Source organism: Bacillus cabrialesii (assembly GCF_004124315.2).
Taxonomy (GTDB): domain Bacteria; phylum Bacillota; class Bacilli; order Bacillales; family Bacillaceae; genus Bacillus; species Bacillus cabrialesii.
Window position 1 is genome coordinate 2,673,424 of the sequence record NZ_CP096889.1, and the last position, 17,962, is coordinate 2,691,385.

A 17,962-nucleotide genomic window follows, 5' to 3' on the forward strand; every position below is an offset into this window, starting at 1 on the left:
CCTGTATTAAAATGGTGTTCCATTTAATACAGGTTCACTTGAAAAAACAGGTTTTAAAACAGCTGGCCATGCACTTCTTCAGCGAATATGGCGGCTATAAATAATTTTTCATCATCACTTATTCGAAGTCCAAGCTTTTCTTCATATGGGGCTAATGTCCTCTCTGTCACATTCACCATTTCATTCAGCTGATCATTGATTTCTTCTTCCTCTGAGAAAGCAATCGGATTCTGCTTAATCACTCTTTCAAAGGCGAACGCCGTATGCATAATGACTTTGATCAAAACCGCATTATTGAAAATGACTCCCAGCTCATCTTGAACGGTTTGCAGCCATTCTAATAACATTTCGATCAAATGGTGGGGGTTCAAGAAGACAAGGTACTTCTTCAAGCTGTCCTCGCAAAGCTCCCTGACAATGATATTTGCTTCGTTTAATCCATTGCTCAACGGAATGCTGCCCTTTGTAATCGCCTGTTGAATCACCCTTTCCCCCTCCCCTTCAATTAACACTTCTAATGATACATGCGGCGCATTGATTTTAGGATTTTTCGTTCCGACTGTCGCAAGGATCTCATACTCTTTTTCGATTTCTTTTATGCTGTTTGCCAATTTAATGGATGAAACGGTTAATATGTGAATCGGGGTGTCGGAAGCCTTGTTTACAATCGTTGTCAAGATGTCTTCCAGCTTTTTGGCCGTTCCGCCGCCTGTCGTGCAGATGGAGACCAATGCCTTCTTTTTGCCGGATGCCGCTGGCTGCCGCTCCCATAACTCGATAAAATCCTTCGTGACCGATTGATAAATCGCATGCAAATTTAAATTCAAATAGTTCACCTTTCTGACAGCATCCAGCACCATTGATGTCGTAACATTGCTGATTGTTTTGATGGCAATGCCTGTCTTTTCCTCCAGTTTGCTTTCCAGCATCGCAAGTGATCCCATGTCTACAAGCATTAAAACACCTTCACCTTCATGAACCTGCTTCATTTTTTCAGCTAAGCATTCTGTGATTTCTGAAGGTGAAACCGTAAGCGGCATATCGACTGCCGCAATTGGAGTGCTCCCTAACAGCTCTGTCGCGACCTCAACCATTGAACTCGCTGTGCTGTTTCCATGCGCAGCCACGATAATACCGACTCTTTTGTTCTCTTTTAACGATTTGATGGAATGAATCAGCATCGTTAAGTAGATGACTTCTATTTCCGGGATGGCTACTTTAAAATGTTCCTGAATTTTATCTTTAAAAATCATCGCCACCCGATATTCTTTCACATGAGTATCACGAATTTCGTCAGTCTCCTGTGTATTTAAAACATCAATTTGCTTTCCGCGCTTTAAAAACGCGTCAATATGCATACTCAAGAAATAAATAAATTTACGGTCAAATGTGCAATCCAGCTCATGTTCAGCTATTTCTTTTAACTGTTTTGTCATTTGAATCACGTCGTCTTCAACGAATGTCAGCAGGCTGTCCTTTTGAAACGCCCGGTGATGAAAAAAACTTCTGACATGCAAATGGATATCAGTCAAGATGTATTGATTAATATCCTTTTTGGCTAATCCTTCTTTTTTGAGGGTTTTCACTTTTTCCTCGATCAAATGATACAAGTTAAATGAAAGGTCTTCGTCAATTTTTGTCGTTTCATCTTCTACAATCGGAGAAATGATCGTTGTAATATTGACATATTCAGATATGGCTTTGCTTCTTTGCATGTTTTTGCTGCTGGACATCCATTCTTGCTTGATTTCATCCGGCAGATCCCGAACAGTCAATTCAATAACCTCATCTCGGTCGAGGTTATGTAAAAACCCGTGTGCGCAAACTAACTGGACATTTGATTTCAGCTGTCCCACATTCCCAAATTTTGCAGAATGAATAAGCGCATTATAGACATCTATATGCACACTCAGGTTTTTCTTAATCCGTTCTGCTTCTTTCCCTAATAAAAATGTCGTCAGATCCAGTCTTTCTTTAAGCGATCGCTCTTCAAGCGAAGGAATATGAATCGTCATCGGAATTCTTCGCAAAAATGTTTTTAATAGTGCAGAGTTTGGATTTTCTGTAGTGGCGCAAAGAAACAATACGTTCGATGTGCGCTTATGTTCAGATTCTCCAAGCCGGTTATAAGAACCGCTGTCAATAAAATAAAACAGCATTTCTTGCCCCTCTGGAGGAAGGCGGTGGATTTCATCCATAAATAGAATGCCCCCATTGGCCTGTTCGACTAAACCAGCCTTATCCTCTGCGGCACCTGTAAATGAACCTTTTTTGTGTCCAAATAATTGAGAAAGCAATAGCTGAGGATTGTTGTAGTAATCTGCGCAGTTAAATGTAATAAACGGTGCACCCGCCTTCAAAATGTCAGAGTAAATGGCGTATTGATAAATCCGGTTCGCAAAAAGGGATTTACCCGAACCCGTCGGCCCTAAAAGGAGCATATGCAGACCATTCGGCGGATAAAAAACAGCTGCTTTTGCCTGGGAAATCGCTTTCTTCAAACTGCCTTTTGCTCCAATCATAAGCTCTAGAGGATTCGTGGAAATAGATTGATGATTCGGTTTTGAATTCCCCGAAAACAGCTCCAGGTCTTTCACTTCCATCATCTCTGTATCCCATTTCCTGCTGCATAATCTTTCCGCTATTTCGACTGGGATATATCGTACAGGAAACGTTTTAATTTTTATGACCCTTTTGGACCGGACAAGATTATTCAATTCAAAACTGACATTGGACCGCTCCATTTTCAGTTGCTCAGCAATTTCCTTTGCTGAATTTCCCTGTACTTTTAAAAGATGATCTAAGCTGGCGTCATGAAAATTATGCACGAGCTGATGGTATATTTTATCTATTCTTTTCACGTCTATCATCCTTTGTCCTTATTAGATAAGCCCTTAACAAGAATATTCCGAAATTTCACGGCAGACAGCCTTGGTTTTATCCATTGATACACTTCCAAAAAGGTCTCTATAGCAGATTGACAACGTCACCATTTATGCTTTTATATTTATCGCATCGAATCATTTACATCCCATATTAGTATTTTAGATTCTCAGTTCTTAGGGCTGGTCCCCTTCCAAAGTAATAATCAGTAAACAGTTTATCATTCTTAAGGAATGTAATGATGGCAAAATCATGAATGACAAAAAATGAATCTTATAGATCAGGACAATTTTCCTAAAATGTGTTCCCGTTCGACATAGCATCAATTAAAAACAAAGAAATGGCGGCACTCTATGTGTCCGCCACAGTGACTCATTATAAAAAATCAGGATGCAGCATCTGGTCGATTTTTTTATTTCCATTATGATGTAACACTTCTTCATCTTTACCAAAACATCTGGAAGTCAATGAATCTGTAAATATAAAAACGATGATTTCTTGCGGCCATCTTGCCCAAGATTGAAAAATCTCCGATATGATCGATTTGATCCCCCCTGCTGATCTCAATCAAAGCGGGCGTATGATCATACAAATCGTTATCTTTTAGAAAAGCCCTATACTCTTTATAAGCGTGAGCAAACTCATCATCCATCATATCGTCCCGATCACATTCTCCCTCCCACTCATGATAACAACCGTTTGGCCGTCTAGGTTCAATAGAACTGGAAATAAAAATAGGGTGCGAGTAGCGATAAACTTAAAAATACTTTTTATATTTAAAATTTAAACAATCTATTCTTTTAAATGTTATAATATTCGATAAAAACTTTAATTCTTGGAGGAAAAGTAAATTGACAGGCAATTCTACTAAAGACAATTTTGGACAACAGCAAAAATTGTCTAGAGGCCTTAAAAACAGGCATATACAATTAATGGCGATTGGAGGTGCAATCGGAACAGGCCTATTCTTAGGTTCAGGAAAATCCATCCACTTTGCGGGACCATCCATTTTATTTGCTTACTTGATCACTGGAGTCTTTTGCTTTTTCATTATGCGTTCGCTCGGAGAACTGCTCTTATCAAATACGGGATATCACTCTTTTGTTGATTTTGTAAGGGACTATTTAGGCAACATGGCAGCGTTTATCACTGGCTGGACCTATTGGTTCTGCTGGATTTCTCTCGCGATGGCTGATTTAACGGCGGTCGGAATTTATACGCAATATTGGCTTCCCGATGTGCCTCAATGGCTTCCGGGTCTTCTTGTGCTTATCATCCTGCTGATCATGAATCTTGCCACCGTTAAACTTTTCGGAGAATTGGAATTCTGGTTTGCATTGATCAAAGTCATTGCCATACTGGCTCTTATCGTAACTGGTATTATCTTGATTGCGAAAGGTTTTTCTGCAGCTTCCGGCTCAGCCAGCCTCACAAATCTTTGGAGCCACGGCGGCATGTTTCCAAATGGATCGCATGGATTTATCCTTTCATTTCAAATGGTGGTCTTCGCTTTTGTGGGAATTGAACTTGTTGGACTGACAGCAGGTGAAACAGAAAATCCCCAAAAAGTGATTCCTAAAGCCATCAATCAAATCCCTGCCCGGATTTTACTTTTTTATGTCGGCGCACTTTTTGTCATTATGTGCATCTATCCTTGGAATGTTTTGAATCCAAATGAAAGCCCATTTGTTCAAGTGTTCTCTGCTATAGGCATCGTTGCCGCTGCCAGCATGATCAATTTTGTTGTATTAACATCAGCGGCATCAGCAGCCAACAGCGCTTTATTCAGCACAAGCCGCATGGTCTATTCTCTCGCAAAGGATCATCACGCACCTGGATTGCTAAACAAATTGACTTCATCTAAAGTGCCAAGCAATGCGCTGTTCTTTTCAGCCATCGCCATTCTGATTGGCGTTAGCCTGAATTATATAATGCCGGAGCAAGTCTTTACACTGATTACTAGTGTCTCAACTATATGCTTCATCTTTATTTGGGGCATTACCGTGATTTGCCATTTGAAATATCGAAAAACAAGACCGCAAGCAGCGAAGGAAATCAAATTTAAAATGCCTTTTTATCCATTATCCAACTACTTAACACTCGCATTTCTCGCCTTCATTCTTGTCGTATTGGCACTGGCGAATGATACACGTGTTGCTTTGTTTGTCACTCCGGTCTGGTTTATTTTATTGATTATTATGTATAAGGTAAACACTTTCAAAGGACATAAGATGAAATAACAAAAAGACAAGGGATACACACTCCCTTGTCTTTTTATGTGCGCCAGACACTGAATCAAATAATACTGCCGTGTTGCGAGTGTTAGCTCAAACCCGTTTTGATGCCAAAACCAACTAATATGATTCCGGTTACTTTTTGAAAAGCATTCTGGAACTTCGAATTTTTCATCCACTTTTTCGCGAAATCAATCATATAAACGAGAAAGAGGAACCACAACACCGCTAATAAAGTTAAGATGGAAGCTAAAATAATGAGCTGCTGGTTTATATTTCCGTTCAGATTGATAAATTGGGGCATGATTGTAACATAAACCAAAACCGTTTTAGGATTGAGAATGTTACTAAGTGATCCTTGCATAAAGGAAGTTTTATAATAACGTTTCGGAGAAGGTGCCGTGGTTGCTGCTTGGGATTGCATGTCATCTATAGAAAACATGCTTTTGGCAAAAAAACTTTTGATTCCTAAATAAATCAAATATGCGGCTCCCAAATATTTGATCGTTGTGAAAAGAAACACCGATTTTGCAATAACCACTGATAAACCTAAAATGGCAATTACCGTCCAAAAGGAAAGTCCTGTTGCCAAGCCGAGAATATTATAACGGCCAGCCTTCGCGCCATATCTAAGGGTATTTTTCATAACAAGCATCGTATCTGCACCCGGAATAATGACCATCATGGCAGCGATCGGTATGTATGCGAGTAAGCTGTGCATTTCTTCTCCCCCTTTAAAAAATCCCCACACTATATAGTGACTACAAAAGTAACTACTCATAAAATTGTATCAATGCGTTTGGAATAAATCAATATGGTTTGTTAAAATAGCGATTACAAAGGCAGAAACTGCTTTTTATATTGGAGGATGTATGAAGGAAAACATGTTGGACATTTTAAAAAACCTTAATTTTACCGAATATGAATCGAAAGCTTATTTGGCTTTATTGCAAGAATCGCCTTTAACGGGCTATGCCGTCGCCAAAAAATCCGGAGTGCCCCGCTCTAAAATTTATGAAGTATTGGAAAGCCTTGTCCTAAGAGGAGATGTTTTTGTAAGTCATGGCAATACGCCTCAGTATGTCCCTGTCCCCGCAAAAGAACTGATAAAAAACCGTCGGCTTAAAGCGGAAGAGCATTTTGATCAGGCTGAGAAATACTTTGAAAAATTCGAACAGACCGCAAATGACCGGGAAAATATCTGGAATATCACCGGGCGCAGTGAAATTCTCGAAAAGGTGAAGGCTTGTATCTTATCCGCCAAAAAAAGAATCCTCTTAGAAATATGGAAAGAGGATTTTGAAGAAATAGAATCAGAGCTTAGACAGGCTGCAAAGCAAGGTGTAATTGTCACCATTATCGCATATGGAGACATCACATCTGATTTTGCTACTGTTTACCTTCATGATATGAGCAGTGAAATTACAGAAGAGTATGACGGGCGGTGGCTTGTCTATAGCGGAGATGATTCAGAAGTTGTAGCAGGTATCGTTTCTCTTGGCAACGACAGCCGCGCTGCATGGACGATGCATGTAGGTTTAGTCATGCCTATTACTGAAGTCATCATTCATGATCTGTACCTCATGGAAATCCTGAAAAAGCATAGAGAGCTTTTAGAAGGAAGCTTTGGGGAAAATCTCATCCAGTTGCGCCGCAAATTTTCTATCCATTCCGATTTCAAAAAACATTATCTGGAATAAGGCAAATTGTATATCTGGAATCAATCTTCAACAAAAAGCTTGCCCATTTTTTGGCAAGCTTTTTTTGTTACGCACCATTTTCTTTACCGATTGGCCAGTCTAGCCCGCCGCTGTGAGGTCATTCAAAGCCTGTTTCCTTTTATAAAACCCTTTTTTGTGAAAAATGCTTCTATTATATTTTCAAGCAGAATCATGATGAAATGTCCAGCATCCTTTTGGGTCAGCTGTTAAGTATGAAGCAATTGAATTTGGTAACCGGAGATTTCCTTTTTTACTGTAAGTTTATCTAGAAATTCTATTAGGGTAATGAATGATTGAATGGAGGGAGAATAATGGCACCTAAAGAAGAAAATGATATCAAAAAAGAACTGAAACGATACGAGCAATTTTTCAAAAAACGATATAAGATTCTTTATACAGTAAATGACTTTATCATTGGTGCCTTGTTTCTTGTTGGGAGCTTTTTCTTTTTTTATGACCAGTTCAAGTCAGCAGGGATATGGCTGTTTGCGATTGGAAGCTTGCTGCTGTTAATCAGGCCCACGATCCGGCTGATTCATGACTTTCATTACCGAAAATATGTGGAACGCCAATTTAAACATCAATCTTCAACAGATGGCTGATCTTAAGGAATAGGCGAGACAAAATACAAAAAACTGCTGTTCAAAATGACAAAAACAAGACTTTTAGACTATTAATTTTTAGAAATAAGGTGAAAAACCTAAACTTTTGTCCCTATATGTCGATATTAACAATAAGGCCGGCGCGATACTCCCTATAACATCCTTTTCAGTAGATTTCATTATCGTGCCGGTTTTCTCACATGCAAAGCAATCCCGCCAATCTGATTGGCGGGATTTTATTTTTTACATTCCTGTCCAAACGTCTTTCACATAACGTTTTTGGTCTTGCAGCTTCCGCAGCCATTCAGTTGATTCTTCCTGACTTGCTCCTTTTTCAGCTTCATATGCCAGTCGCAAAGTATTTTCCACATCAGGAGCCATTTGCGAGCCATCACCGCAGACGTAAATGTGAGCCCCTTTTTCAATGAGCGATATTAATTTGTGCGTATCTTGTTTGAGCAAGTGCTGAACATATTCTTTTGCTTTGTTTTCGATGCGTGAGTAGCATCGGCGGATTGTAACCAAGCCATTCCGTTCCGCTTGATCCAGCTCTTCTCTGTAAAGATCATCATGATCGGGGCGCCGGCACCCGAAGTATAAAAGAGCTTCACCAAGCGTGTTTCCTTCCTTCTTCAAAACAGATCTTGCCTGAATAAAACCCCTGAATGGCGCAATACCTGTACCCGGCCCGACCATAATGATAGGCGTTTGAGGGTCATCCGGCATCTGGAATCCGGATTGCGGCGTACGGATGAAGCAGGCTGCGGCATCATCTGTACTTAGCCCCGCCAAATAATTAGAAGCGACTCCCAGATATTCGCCGCGTCCGCTCCAAGCTGCGGCTTTGACAACTCCGACCGTCATGCTCACGATATTGGCATGGACTTTCGGGGAGCTTGAAATGGAATAATATCTTGGTTTTAGTGATGGCAATAGCTCTAAAAACCGCTCAAACGGCATTTCGCAGGCAGGGTAATCCTCTAAAAGATCAAGCATGGTGAGACGTTTTGCCAGTACCTGCTCTTTGTAAATGCCATCATCAGACACGAGCTGCTCCAGCTCTTTTTTATGAGGCGGACAGACTGTATAAGAAGCCAGCTCCCGAAGCTGAAGCCTTGAAGCCGGTTCTTGCAGCTCCACATAAGACGCCAACAAATCCTCCACTTTGATCGGCCGATCCATCGGAAGATGAGCCATATGAGGGCTTCCGCTCATTTTTATCACATGAGTGGCCTGCAAATCGAATCGGCTGAGGACTCGCTGAACAAGCTTCTGGCTGTTTTTTGGCAGTATGCCGATATGATCGCCTTCTATATATGTTTTGCCGTCAGGAAGCTGCAATTCAATATGGCGGGTGGAACGCGGACTGTCAGCCGCCTGGAGCTCCCGGTTTTCTAAAACATTCCCTTCAAACGCGCCATAGGCTTTGGCAAGCGGCGTTTCCGTCGCTTCGCTGAGAAAAGTAATAGATAATGAAGGCCTGTCTTCTTTCTGAGATACTTCGTTTATATCAAATGCCTCCATCGTTTCCTTCCAAAAGCGGTTTTCCCACGATTCGCGATGGCTTTCAAAGTCATCGGCGGCATCGCCTTCCCCAAGCGTTGTTAAGCGGGATGCCCCCTTTGCTTTCATCATGTCATCTATGAGACGGGGAATACGCTGATACGTGCTGGCCCAGCTCCGGTTTCCGCAGCCGAATACCGCATAGGAAACTCCTTTCAAACGGTCTTCCTCAAGCTCATCCAGCCACTCTACAAAGCCGGCTGCATTATCAGGCGGCGCCCCATTATAAGAAGCCGTAACGATGACGACTGCGCCTTGTTCAGGAAGCTTGTCAATATAATCATCAAGCGGGGCTGTTGTAGCTGTGAAGCCCATCTGGCGGCCGTAAGCAGCCAGTTCACCGGCTATTCCTTCCGCTGTCCCGAGGTTTGAACCGTAAAGAACGAGTAAAGGTGTGCCGTGTTTAGGTTTTGTTTCTCTTGGCTTTATTTCTGTTTTGATATCAGCCTGTTCTTTTCTCTGTACATTGAATGCTGCTGTTTTCCGCGGTTTCACAGTAATTTTAAATTCATCCGGCTTGATCGTTAATGCTTCTTTGATTTTCAGTTCGTATCCAGTATGGTTCATCAAATCAAAATGCTTTAATACAAGACCGAGAACCATCGTCGCTTCTTGGAGGGCAAACTGCATGCCGATACAAGCGCGCTGCCCGTTTCCAAACGGCTTATACGCATGGTGAGGAATACGCGAAGGGTCTTCAAACCGTTCCGGACGAAAATCTTCCGCATCCTCACCCCATGCGTTTTGATCACGGTGCAGCTTCGGAATCAAAACGGTGACAGGCTGTCCTTTGCTGATCGGATATTCCCCGCCTAGAACAGTATCTTCCTTAGCGTAGAGAGAAAAGGCCGGTGCTGTTGGATACAGCCTGATTGTTTCATTCAAAACCATCCGAATATATTTCAGCTGCTGGATTTGTTTATATTCCGGCGTTTCATCCGTTAACACGCGATCCGCTTCCTCTTGAGCTTTTTTCAGTTTTTCCGGATGTGTAAGCAGACAGTAGATCGCAAATGAAAGCAAACCGCTTGTTGTCTCATGCCCTGCAATTAAAAACGTGATGATTTGATATCTGATGTTTTCATCATCCAGCGTTTCACCCGTTACTGGATCTTTGGCATAAAGCATGAGTGATAAAAGATCCTTAATGTTTTCATCCGGATTCGCTTTTCGCTCCGCTATCATTCTATCGACAAGGGCGTTCATGGCTTCTATATCCTTTTGGAACTGCAGCTTCGTTTTCACCATCATCTTATCTTGCAGGCCCAATCTTTTCGATTGATTCATCGCCTCTTTTAAGGCACGGAGCATGCTTGTGATAAACGGATGCTGTGAATCACGGTAAAAACTGTTGAATCGATAGTTAAACCCGCATAGCCCGATCGTATCAAGCGTCAGGCGGGTCATGTCGTCCGCTACATCAATTTCTTCATTAGGATTAAGCCGGCTCCATTTTTGAATCAGCTGGGTTGCAATATCCAGCATCATAGAATGATAGCCTTTCATCGCTTTTTGACTGAAGCTCGGCAGCAAAATGCGGTGGGCTTTTTGCCAGTTCGGTTCGTGGGTCCAGCTTGTAAATAAGCCGTCTCCGCCAAACTCGCGCACCTTTAGCAGGCCTTTGCCAAGGTTTTTGTCAAAGCGGCTTTCATCACACACCTCAGCCACAAGATTGTGGCCGGATACAAATACACTGGACACCCCTGGAAAATCAAAACGGAAAATCGGCCCTAATTCATCAGCGATCCGCCACAAAGATTGAGAAAGCTGCTCTTTTTCAAGATGGGGAAGATTTTTCAAAGGTCCGTATGTTTTTGGCTTTGGTATTGCGCTTGCCTGTTTCATCAACATCTTCCTTTCCTAATTTTGTGAAGTAACTCAATGAAGCTTAATGGCGTCCCAGCAGCATTGTTCCACTTCGGTCATTAAATTCATGTCCATCTGTATATCGCCCGTTTGAACGAGCTGATATATCTTGAGAAACGCTCCTAACACAATCGCAATTAACACATTCGAGGGCAGGCTGCGAATCACGCCTTCCGCCTTTCCCTTGTTAAAATAGTCATCAAGCATATGAGTCAGGTTTTCTATCATTTTTCTGCTTGTGTCGTTTAAGTAATGAGCGTCTTTCTTCGTTTCAAGAAAAAAAAGCGCATAGTCGCTCTCATTCGTAAATTGAACGAGACAGCAAAATACGTGGTGAAAGCCTTCTCTGACAGGCAATTCCGAAAAATCTCGCTTCAGCTTTTCCGTAAAGCTCTGGATGCTTTCTTGAAACAACACGTTGACGAGTGTTTCTTTGCTGTCAAAATAACGGTAGATCGTTCCTGTCCCAACATGAGCTCGTTCAGCTATCATAGGGATAGTGGTAGCATCAAATCCCCTTTCCGTAAATAGGGAGACCGACGCTTTCATAATCATGTCGTATTTACTGCTGGATGCGGATAACATGTAATGTTGCAACCTCCGATTCGTTTTCGCGGAATGAATATTCATTCCTATTGTTCATAATGTATATCCAATCTGTCTCATATCACCTCTTTACCCTTTCTTATGCTATCAGTTTATATGAAAAAAACTTTTTTTAATATAAAGTATATGCAAAAAATAAAAAATTAAGAAAATATACCCAATTCCCGAAATGAAGGGTCTGGATATATTTCCCGAGAAATGATTTTATTTAACAGCCACAATGCAAAGACAAGAATCACGCCTAATGACAGAAAGATCCCTGAAATGCTGGTCTTTCAGCAATTGCATATACATTTTCTCTTTTCCACCTGTATTTGTGTCAATATGAATGTAAAACCGGCCGTCAATTTGAAGCACCCGGTAAATTTCTCTTAATGCAAGCTTTATATCAGTGCAGCTCTGAACCGTATGTAAGGAAAACACTTTATTAAATGCACGGTCAGCAAAGGGAATATTCTCAGGATAGCCATGAAAAATCTCTCCTTTCCCCATGTTCTTTCGATTCGCGCGTGATATCTGCCTTACCTTTCGCTTTGAAGGATCAATGCTTTTTAAGCTGCCTTTTTCCAGTTTCTCGGTTATATTCTTAAAGACAGTGCCATTTCCGATTCCAATTTCTAAAATTCTGTCATTTTCTTGTATGTCTATAGAGTCAATCATCATATGCTCAATTGTTTTGGTTTGCTTATATTTCCGAGAAAATAATTTCAAAAGATTCGATCGTTTATAGAGTCTATTTTCTAGCATTTTAAACACCTGCTTTTGGTTTCCTATGTTTATTTATTATATTCGAAAAATAAACATTCCCTTCATTGCTAAAAAGTGAATGAAGGTATCAACTAGACGGCAATGTGTTTAAAAATGTTTCAATAGAACTGAACTTTTTCATTTTTCCCACAAAAAAAGCAGAAAACAAAATGTTTTCTGCCCCTCTTTCTAATGCCAATGATAAGGGAATACATACAGCCTTTGCTGCTGCATGGCCATCAGCCTCTGCTGACGGAATGGATTTCCATAACCATGTTTGAAGGAATGCGGCATGGACGCATACCCATGGCCTATCGACGGCAGCCTTTTTTGATAATCGTTCATCATGCCATCACCTGCCTTACCGTATCGTTGATTTATCATATGCAGGCCGGCATTTTCTTGACAGCTGTTTCGCTAAACCTGGTCCTTCTCCATCGTATAATGCATCAATAATTCCATTCTAAGCATATGCCATCTCCCCCTTCAGTTTCTCTTATTGCTTTTAGCGCCAGTTTGTTAAATAAAGATGCTTTAGCTGAGACTCTTTCATTTCATCATAAATCCGCTCAATCTGCTGTTCTCGTTCGAATTCTTCTGGGTTTTTAAACCGTTTGTTAATCGTTAATGTTAAAAAGAATAGGTTAATCGTCATATCGCTCACCCCCTTTCAAAGTCCGCTTCAAGCGAAATAACCCGCGGCATCATCCCTTCTGCCGCGGGCAAATAAAAACCGCAGACAAAAGAAGACACCAATGCCTCTACTGCCTGCGGGGAGTTGCGTATGTCCGAATAATCCGAATTTAATGCGTGCGATAAGCATCGGTTAAGGAAGGACACGAACTCTTCCACAGGCTGAATGAACCATGAACTTTTACTTGTGTATCACGTACAGGTTGACGTCGTTGTCTCATTGTCATTTTGTTCAGCCTCCTTTGCTTTTTTCTTACTTTGTAAGTATATCCACCAAATTCCATTTTGTAAACATCTTTTTCTAAAAATGGACGGAAATTGTGTGAATCATCGAATAGATCTGCCCTTTGGTCATGACACCTGCTTCATTTCTTTTCTGGAGCGGTCTTTCTTATGATATGCGATAAAATAAATGAGACCGACAAATAGCGCTCCGCCGATGACATTGCCGATAAAAGCCGGAATGATGTTCCCGATAAACTGCCCCCATGTAAACGAGCCTGCAAAAATAGCAGCGGGAATCACAAACATGTTGGCGACAACGTGCTGAAATCCGATTGCTACAAAAGCCATAATCGGGAACCAAATGCCAAGGATTTTTCCTGCTCCGTCTTGGGCGCCGAAAGAAAGCCACACCGCAAGACATACAAGCCAGTTACAGCCGATGCCGGAAATGAGAACCTTTCCGAAACTCATATCAAGCTTTCCTTGCGCAACGGCAATTGTTTTTTCTAAATAAGGACCTGTTTCAGTCAATCCAACCAAATGCCCGAAAAAGTAAGCAACAAATAATGCGCCGATTAAGTTCATAATCGTGACGATTCCCCAGTTAACCGCTAATTCTTTTACTGATATTTTTCTCGAAAATAAAGCCATCGCAACTGACATCATATTCCCTGTGATCAGTTCGGCGCCAGCGAGAACCACAAGGATCAGACCGACGGGAAATACTGCAGCCCCAATCAAGCTGGACAAGCTTCCCCATTCTTTCGGAAGATCGCCGATGACCCTGATATCGAGCAAGTACCCAAGTGCGATAAATGCGCCTCCTAAAAACCCCAGCACAAGCAGAGACGGCATCGGGAGCTTTATTTTTTTCACTCCTGCTTCAATTGCTGCATCCGCTATTTCATCCGGTTTCCGAAAAGCCATAATAAAACGCCTCCATTACTTCTTCTTTTCTTCAGTTATGACAGAAAGGCAATAAAAAAGGCAGCACTCAAATAACCTGTGTAAAACCAGGCGTTTGAATGCTGCCTAACTTGTATGCATACCCATACAACAATATCAAGCAGAATGTAAGATATTTAAAAGAGAATATATACAGTTCGTGCATACATTCCATTGCTTTAAGCCTTCTATAACTGTAGCATCATCATACCAAATGTGACAAATTTGTGTCAACGACAAATATGCTAGCTTTGCAGAACTTCTTTTTGATCATCTATTTTTTGGTCAAAGACAAACACAGATACAGCGATATTTTCCTCGATTTTGATATCAGAAAACAAATGGACAAGCTTAGCTCCGATCAGCTCCTCCATTCCTTCCGGCGTTTGTTTGGAATAAAGATCTTGGATCAGGCTTGTCCGGGCCGCATGCACCATTTCTCTTCCTTCAGGTGTGCGGGCGATAAATTGCTCGCTTGCGCTCAGATTTCCGTACAGCGTGGAGACGGCCATGTTTTCTACAAATACAGTATGAATCCTTTCAGGCCCTTTTCCGAACAATTCTTTGCGAAGTTTTCGAATAATATCATTGAACTCATGAATTTTTTTAGACATGCTGATTACCCCTTCCGATATTGCCTCATAAGGCTTTTCCCGGTTCCCCTCAGGACATTTCACTTGGTTAAAATTTTCCTGCTATATTGTATTATAATAAATATCACTTTATAATAAAAGCAGTGTTGATGGATTTATAATAGGACCTTGTTATGAGTCTATCGTTTTATAAAAATCAAGGATTGGTCTGTTAGTAAGACTTGCTAGTGAACTATTCCGCCATGTGTGTTTACACCTTCTTAGAATGAAAGACAGGTGTATCTATACATGGCTTTTTTGACTTCTTGGAAGAAAGATGGAGGGGAATATGAATATGATGGACGTTAAGTCGATCAGTGTCCGTGTAGACGGAACAGAAATTCAAGCACGAGCAGGGGCCACAATTTTAGACATTTTAAATGAAAATGGGATTGAATACCCGCAGATTTGCCACGTTCCAGAGGTTGATCCGATTCAAACTTGTGATACTTGCATTGTAGAGGCGAACGGCAAGCTGGTTCGTTCATGCTCTACTGTCGCAGAAAGTGGAATGTCAATTGATCTTTCGGGAAATCGGGTGAAAGAAGCACAAACCGAAGCGATGGACCGCCTTCTTGAAAATCATTTGCTGTATTGTACGGTTTGCGATAACAACAATGGGAACTGTACGCTGCATAATACAGCGGAAATGATGGGGATCGAGCATCAAAAATACCCATACACGCCAAAAGAAGATCCGTCTTGCGCGGTTGATATGTCTCACCCTTTTTACCGCTATGATCCAAACCAATGTATTGCCTGCGGCCAGTGTGTTGAGGTGTGTCAAAACCTTCAGGTAAATGAAACACTTTCAATTGACTGGGAACGCGAACGCCCGCGCGTCATTTGGGATGAAGGAGTTCCGATCAATGAGTCTTCTTGTGTCAGCTGCGGCCAGTGTGTCACAGTATGCCCATGTAATGCGCTGATGGAAAAATCAATGCTCGGGCAGGCTGGCTTTATGACAGGCATTAAAGAGGATGTCATGGAGCCGATGATTGACCTCGTGAAAAACGTTGAACCGGGGTATGGCAGCATTTTTGCCATTTCTGAAGTCGAAGCGGCAATGCGAGAAACGAGAACGAAAAAAACCAAAACCGTATGTACGTTCTGCGGTGTCGGATGTTCTTTTGAAGTATGGACAAAAGGACGGGATATTTTAAAAATCCAGCCTGTTTCTGACGCTCCGGTTAACGCGATTTCTACATGTGTCAAAGGGAAATTCGGCTGGGATTTCGTCAATTCTGAAGAGCGGATCACAAAGCCTTTAATCCGTAAAAACGGGGCTTTTGTTGAATCTTCTTGGGAAGAGGCCCTGGATCTTGTCGCAAGCAGATTAGGATCCATTAAGGAGCAGTACGGCAACGGATCTGTCGGGTTTATTTCTTCTTCTAAAATCACGAATGAAGAAAACTATGTCATTCAAAAATTAGCGCGTCAGGTATTTGAAACAAACAACGTCGATAACTGCTCACGCTACTGCCAGTCTCCTGCCACAGACGGATTGTTCCGCACTGTCGGCATGGGCGGTGATGCCGGCACGATTAAAGATATTGCCAAAGCCGGTCTCGTCATCATTGTCGGCGCCAATCCGGCGGAAGGACATCCGGTGCTTGCAACACGTGTCAAACGAGCGCACAAGCTTCATGGACAAAAACTGATTGTTGCCGACCTGCGTAAAAATGAGATGGCTGAGCGGTCTGATCTGTTCATCAGCCCTAAACAAGGCACAGACCAAGTTTGGCTGATGGCCGTTACGAAATATATGATTGACCAAGGCTGGCATGATCAGGCATTTATTGATGAGAACGTGAATTACTTTGAAGATTATAAAGAAACGCTAAAAACCTATACGCTTGATTATGCGGAACGCGTCACAGGCCTTTCCAAAGAAAACATGATTGAAATGGCGGAAATGATTCGTGACGCTGATGGCACTTGTGTCCTTTGGGGAATGGGTGTCACACAAAATACAGGCGGCTCTGATACGTCAGCAGCAATTTCAAACCTGCTTCTCGCCACGGGCAACTATCGCCGTCCTGGTGCCGGCGCGTATCCTTTGCGCGGACACAATAACGTACAAGGCGCTTGCGATATGGGAACACTGCCTGGCTGGCTGCCGGGGTATCAGCATATTACTGATGACAAAGCCCGCGCTAAATTTGAAGAAGCTTACGGTGTCGAAATTGAAGGAAAACCTGGTTTAGATAATATTCAAATGCTTCATTCCATTGAAGAAGGAAAAATGAAGGCGATGTACCTTGTCGGTGAAGATATGGCGCTTGTCGATTCAAACGCGAACCATGTGCATGATATTTTATCAAGCCTTGATTTCTTTGTGGTTCAGGACATCTTCCTGTCAAGAACAGCTCAATATGCCGATGTCGTCTTGCCTGCCACTCCTTCACTTGAAAAAGACGGGACATTTACCAATACAGAACGCCGCGTGCAGCGATTGTATCAGGCGCTTCCGACACTTGGTGACGCAAAACCGGACTGGTGGATTATTCAAGAGGTGGCAAACCGCTTAGGAGCAAACTGGAATTACAGCCATCCAAGTGACATTTTCTCAGAAATGGCGAGCCTTTCACCTCTGTTTGGCAAAGCAAGCTATGAGGTGCTTGAAGACTGGAACAGCTTCCTATGGGGCAGCTTTACAGGTGAAAGCACACCGCTTCTGTATGAAGACGGATTTAATTTCCCTGACAAAAAAGCCCGCTTTGCCCTTTCTGATTGGACTGAGCCAGCGGCATTTCCAGAAGAATATGACCTTCATATCAATAACGGCCGGATGCTGGAGCATTTCCACGAAGGAAACATGACAAATAAATCGAAAGGCATCCAAGCAAAAGTGCCGAATGTATTCGTTGAAATCTCGCCTGAGCTTGCACAGGAGCGAGGTGTTTGTGACGGTTCACTTGTCCGGCTCGTTTCTCCGTTCGGAGCAGTCAAATTAAACGCGCTGATCACAGACCGGGTACGGAAAAATGAGCTCTATCTGCCAATGAACTCAACAGACAAGGAGTCAGCGATAAACTTCCTGACGGGGCCTGCAGCTGATAAACGGACGAACACGCCTGCTTATAAACAGACAAAGGTTCGCATGGAGGTACTTGGAGGCTGTGAAACAGCGCCGCTTCCGAAAACAAATCCGCGCAACAAAAAACGGCACCCGCAAAACGGGGTCGAAGCAGAAAGAAAATGGAACCGTCCAGGCTATGTCCATCTGACTGATTAAACGAAAG

Annotated in this window: 14 protein-coding genes; 4 read left to right on the plus strand and 10 right to left on the minus strand. The window is 42.2% G+C overall.

Annotation, left to right across the window (positions count from 1 at the left end; translation table 11 throughout):
* Positions 1-53 precede the first annotated feature (53 nt).
* A complete protein-coding gene (gene levR / locus EFK13_RS13745) occupies positions 54-2,861 on the minus strand; it encodes a transcriptional regulator LevR (protein ID WP_129508102.1) in 2,808 nt (935 codons plus the stop codon).
* Positions 2,862-3,328: 467 nt separating this feature from the next.
* A complete protein-coding gene (locus EFK13_RS13750) occupies positions 3,329-3,538 on the minus strand; it encodes a hypothetical protein (RefSeq protein ID WP_248894251.1) in 210 nt (69 codons plus the stop codon).
* A 196-nt stretch (positions 3,539-3,734) separates the two neighbouring features.
* Here EFK13_RS13750 and EFK13_RS13755 point away from each other — a divergent pair, with 196 nt between their 5' ends.
* Complete coding sequence (locus tag EFK13_RS13755) at positions 3,735-5,123, plus strand: amino acid permease (protein WP_129508101.1); 1,389 nt, start codon at positions 3,735-3,737, stop codon at positions 5,121-5,123.
* 82 nt (positions 5,124-5,205) lie between these two features.
* On the opposite strand, the gene EFK13_RS13760 is transcribed toward EFK13_RS13755, so the two are convergent.
* Entirely contained in the window at positions 5,206-5,838 is a 633-nt protein-coding gene (locus EFK13_RS13760) for a LysE family transporter (RefSeq protein WP_129508100.1), read from the minus strand.
* Between the two features lie 151 nt (positions 5,839-5,989).
* Between EFK13_RS13760 and EFK13_RS13765 the strand changes: the two genes are divergently transcribed.
* Positions 5,990-6,817, plus strand: a complete 828-nt coding sequence (locus tag EFK13_RS13765) for a TrmB family transcriptional regulator (protein ID WP_129508099.1) — start codon at positions 5,990-5,992, stop codon at positions 6,815-6,817.
* A 332-nt stretch (positions 6,818-7,149) separates the two neighbouring features.
* Positions 7,150-7,440, plus strand: a complete 291-nt coding sequence (locus EFK13_RS13770; protein WP_129508098.1) for a YrhK family protein — start codon at positions 7,150-7,152, stop codon at positions 7,438-7,440.
* Between the two features lie 243 nt (positions 7,441-7,683).
* On the opposite strand, the gene cypB is transcribed toward EFK13_RS13770, so the two are convergent.
* The 7 genes from cypB to EFK13_RS13805 form a co-directional block, all read right to left on the minus strand.
* Complete coding sequence (gene cypB, locus EFK13_RS13775; protein ID WP_129508097.1) at positions 7,684-10,848, minus strand: bifunctional cytochrome P450/NADPH--P450 reductase CypB; 3,165 nt, start codon at positions 10,846-10,848, stop codon at positions 7,684-7,686.
* 33 nt (positions 10,849-10,881) lie between these two features.
* Positions 10,882-11,454, minus strand: coding sequence for a transcriptional regulator FatR (fatR, locus tag EFK13_RS13780; protein WP_129508178.1), 573 nt, complete (start codon positions 11,452-11,454; stop codon positions 10,882-10,884).
* A 225-nt stretch (positions 11,455-11,679) separates the two neighbouring features.
* Positions 11,680-12,222, minus strand: a complete 543-nt coding sequence (locus EFK13_RS13785; RefSeq protein WP_129508096.1) for a class I SAM-dependent methyltransferase — start codon at positions 12,220-12,222, stop codon at positions 11,680-11,682.
* Between the two features lie 189 nt (positions 12,223-12,411).
* On the minus strand, positions 12,412-12,570 hold the full coding sequence (locus EFK13_RS13790; RefSeq protein ID WP_003229817.1) for a hypothetical protein: 159 nt from the start codon (positions 12,568-12,570) through the stop codon (positions 12,412-12,414).
* A 157-nt stretch (positions 12,571-12,727) separates the two neighbouring features.
* Entirely contained in the window at positions 12,728-12,877 is a 150-nt protein-coding gene (locus EFK13_RS13795) for a YrzI family small protein (protein WP_129508095.1), read from the minus strand.
* A 389-nt stretch (positions 12,878-13,266) separates the two neighbouring features.
* Positions 13,267-14,067 (minus strand): formate/nitrite transporter family protein, encoded by an 801-nt coding sequence (locus tag EFK13_RS13800; RefSeq protein ID WP_129508094.1) that lies wholly within the window; start codon positions 14,065-14,067, stop codon positions 13,267-13,269.
* 263 nt (positions 14,068-14,330) lie between these two features.
* Complete coding sequence (locus tag EFK13_RS13805) at positions 14,331-14,699, minus strand: Na-translocating system protein MpsC family protein (RefSeq protein WP_064814349.1); 369 nt, start codon at positions 14,697-14,699, stop codon at positions 14,331-14,333.
* Positions 14,700-15,012: 313 nt separating this feature from the next.
* Between EFK13_RS13805 and fdhF the strand changes: the two genes are divergently transcribed.
* A complete protein-coding gene (fdhF, locus tag EFK13_RS13810; RefSeq protein ID WP_129508093.1) occupies positions 15,013-17,955 on the plus strand; it encodes a formate dehydrogenase subunit alpha in 2,943 nt (980 codons plus the stop codon).
* The last annotated feature ends 7 nt before the right edge of the window (positions 17,956-17,962 follow it).

Coding starts and splice junctions, on each gene's coding strand:
- EFK13_RS13785 (WP_129508096.1), bottom strand. CDS start 12,222: ATGCTAGAAAATAGACTCTATAAACGATCGAATCTTTTGAAATTATTT.
- EFK13_RS13805 (WP_064814349.1), bottom strand. CDS start 14,699: ATGTCTAAAAAAATTCATGAGTTCAATGATATTATTCGAAAACTTCGC.
- cypB (WP_129508097.1), bottom strand. CDS start 10,848: ATGAAACAGGCAAGCGCAATACCAAAGCCAAAAACATACGGACCTTTG.
- fdhF (WP_129508093.1), top strand. CDS start 15,013: ATGATGGACGTTAAGTCGATCAGTGTCCGTGTAGACGGAACAGAAATT.
- fatR (WP_129508178.1), bottom strand. CDS start 11,454: ATGTTATCCGCATCCAGCAGTAAATACGACATGATTATGAAAGCGTCG.
- EFK13_RS13760 (WP_129508100.1), bottom strand. CDS start 5,838: ATGCACAGCTTACTCGCATACATACCGATCGCTGCCATGATGGTCATT.
- EFK13_RS13750 (WP_248894251.1), bottom strand. CDS start 3,538: ATGATGGATGATGAGTTTGCTCACGCTTATAAAGAGTATAGGGCTTTT.
- EFK13_RS13770 (WP_129508098.1), top strand. CDS start 7,150: ATGGCACCTAAAGAAGAAAATGATATCAAAAAAGAACTGAAACGATAC.
- EFK13_RS13765 (WP_129508099.1), top strand. CDS start 5,990: ATGAAGGAAAACATGTTGGACATTTTAAAAAACCTTAATTTTACCGAA.
- EFK13_RS13795 (WP_129508095.1), bottom strand. CDS start 12,877: ATGACGATTAACCTATTCTTTTTAACATTAACGATTAACAAACGGTTT.
- EFK13_RS13790 (WP_003229817.1), bottom strand. CDS start 12,570: ATGATGAACGATTATCAAAAAAGGCTGCCGTCGATAGGCCATGGGTAT.
- EFK13_RS13800 (WP_129508094.1), bottom strand. CDS start 14,067: ATGGCTTTTCGGAAACCGGATGAAATAGCGGATGCAGCAATTGAAGCA.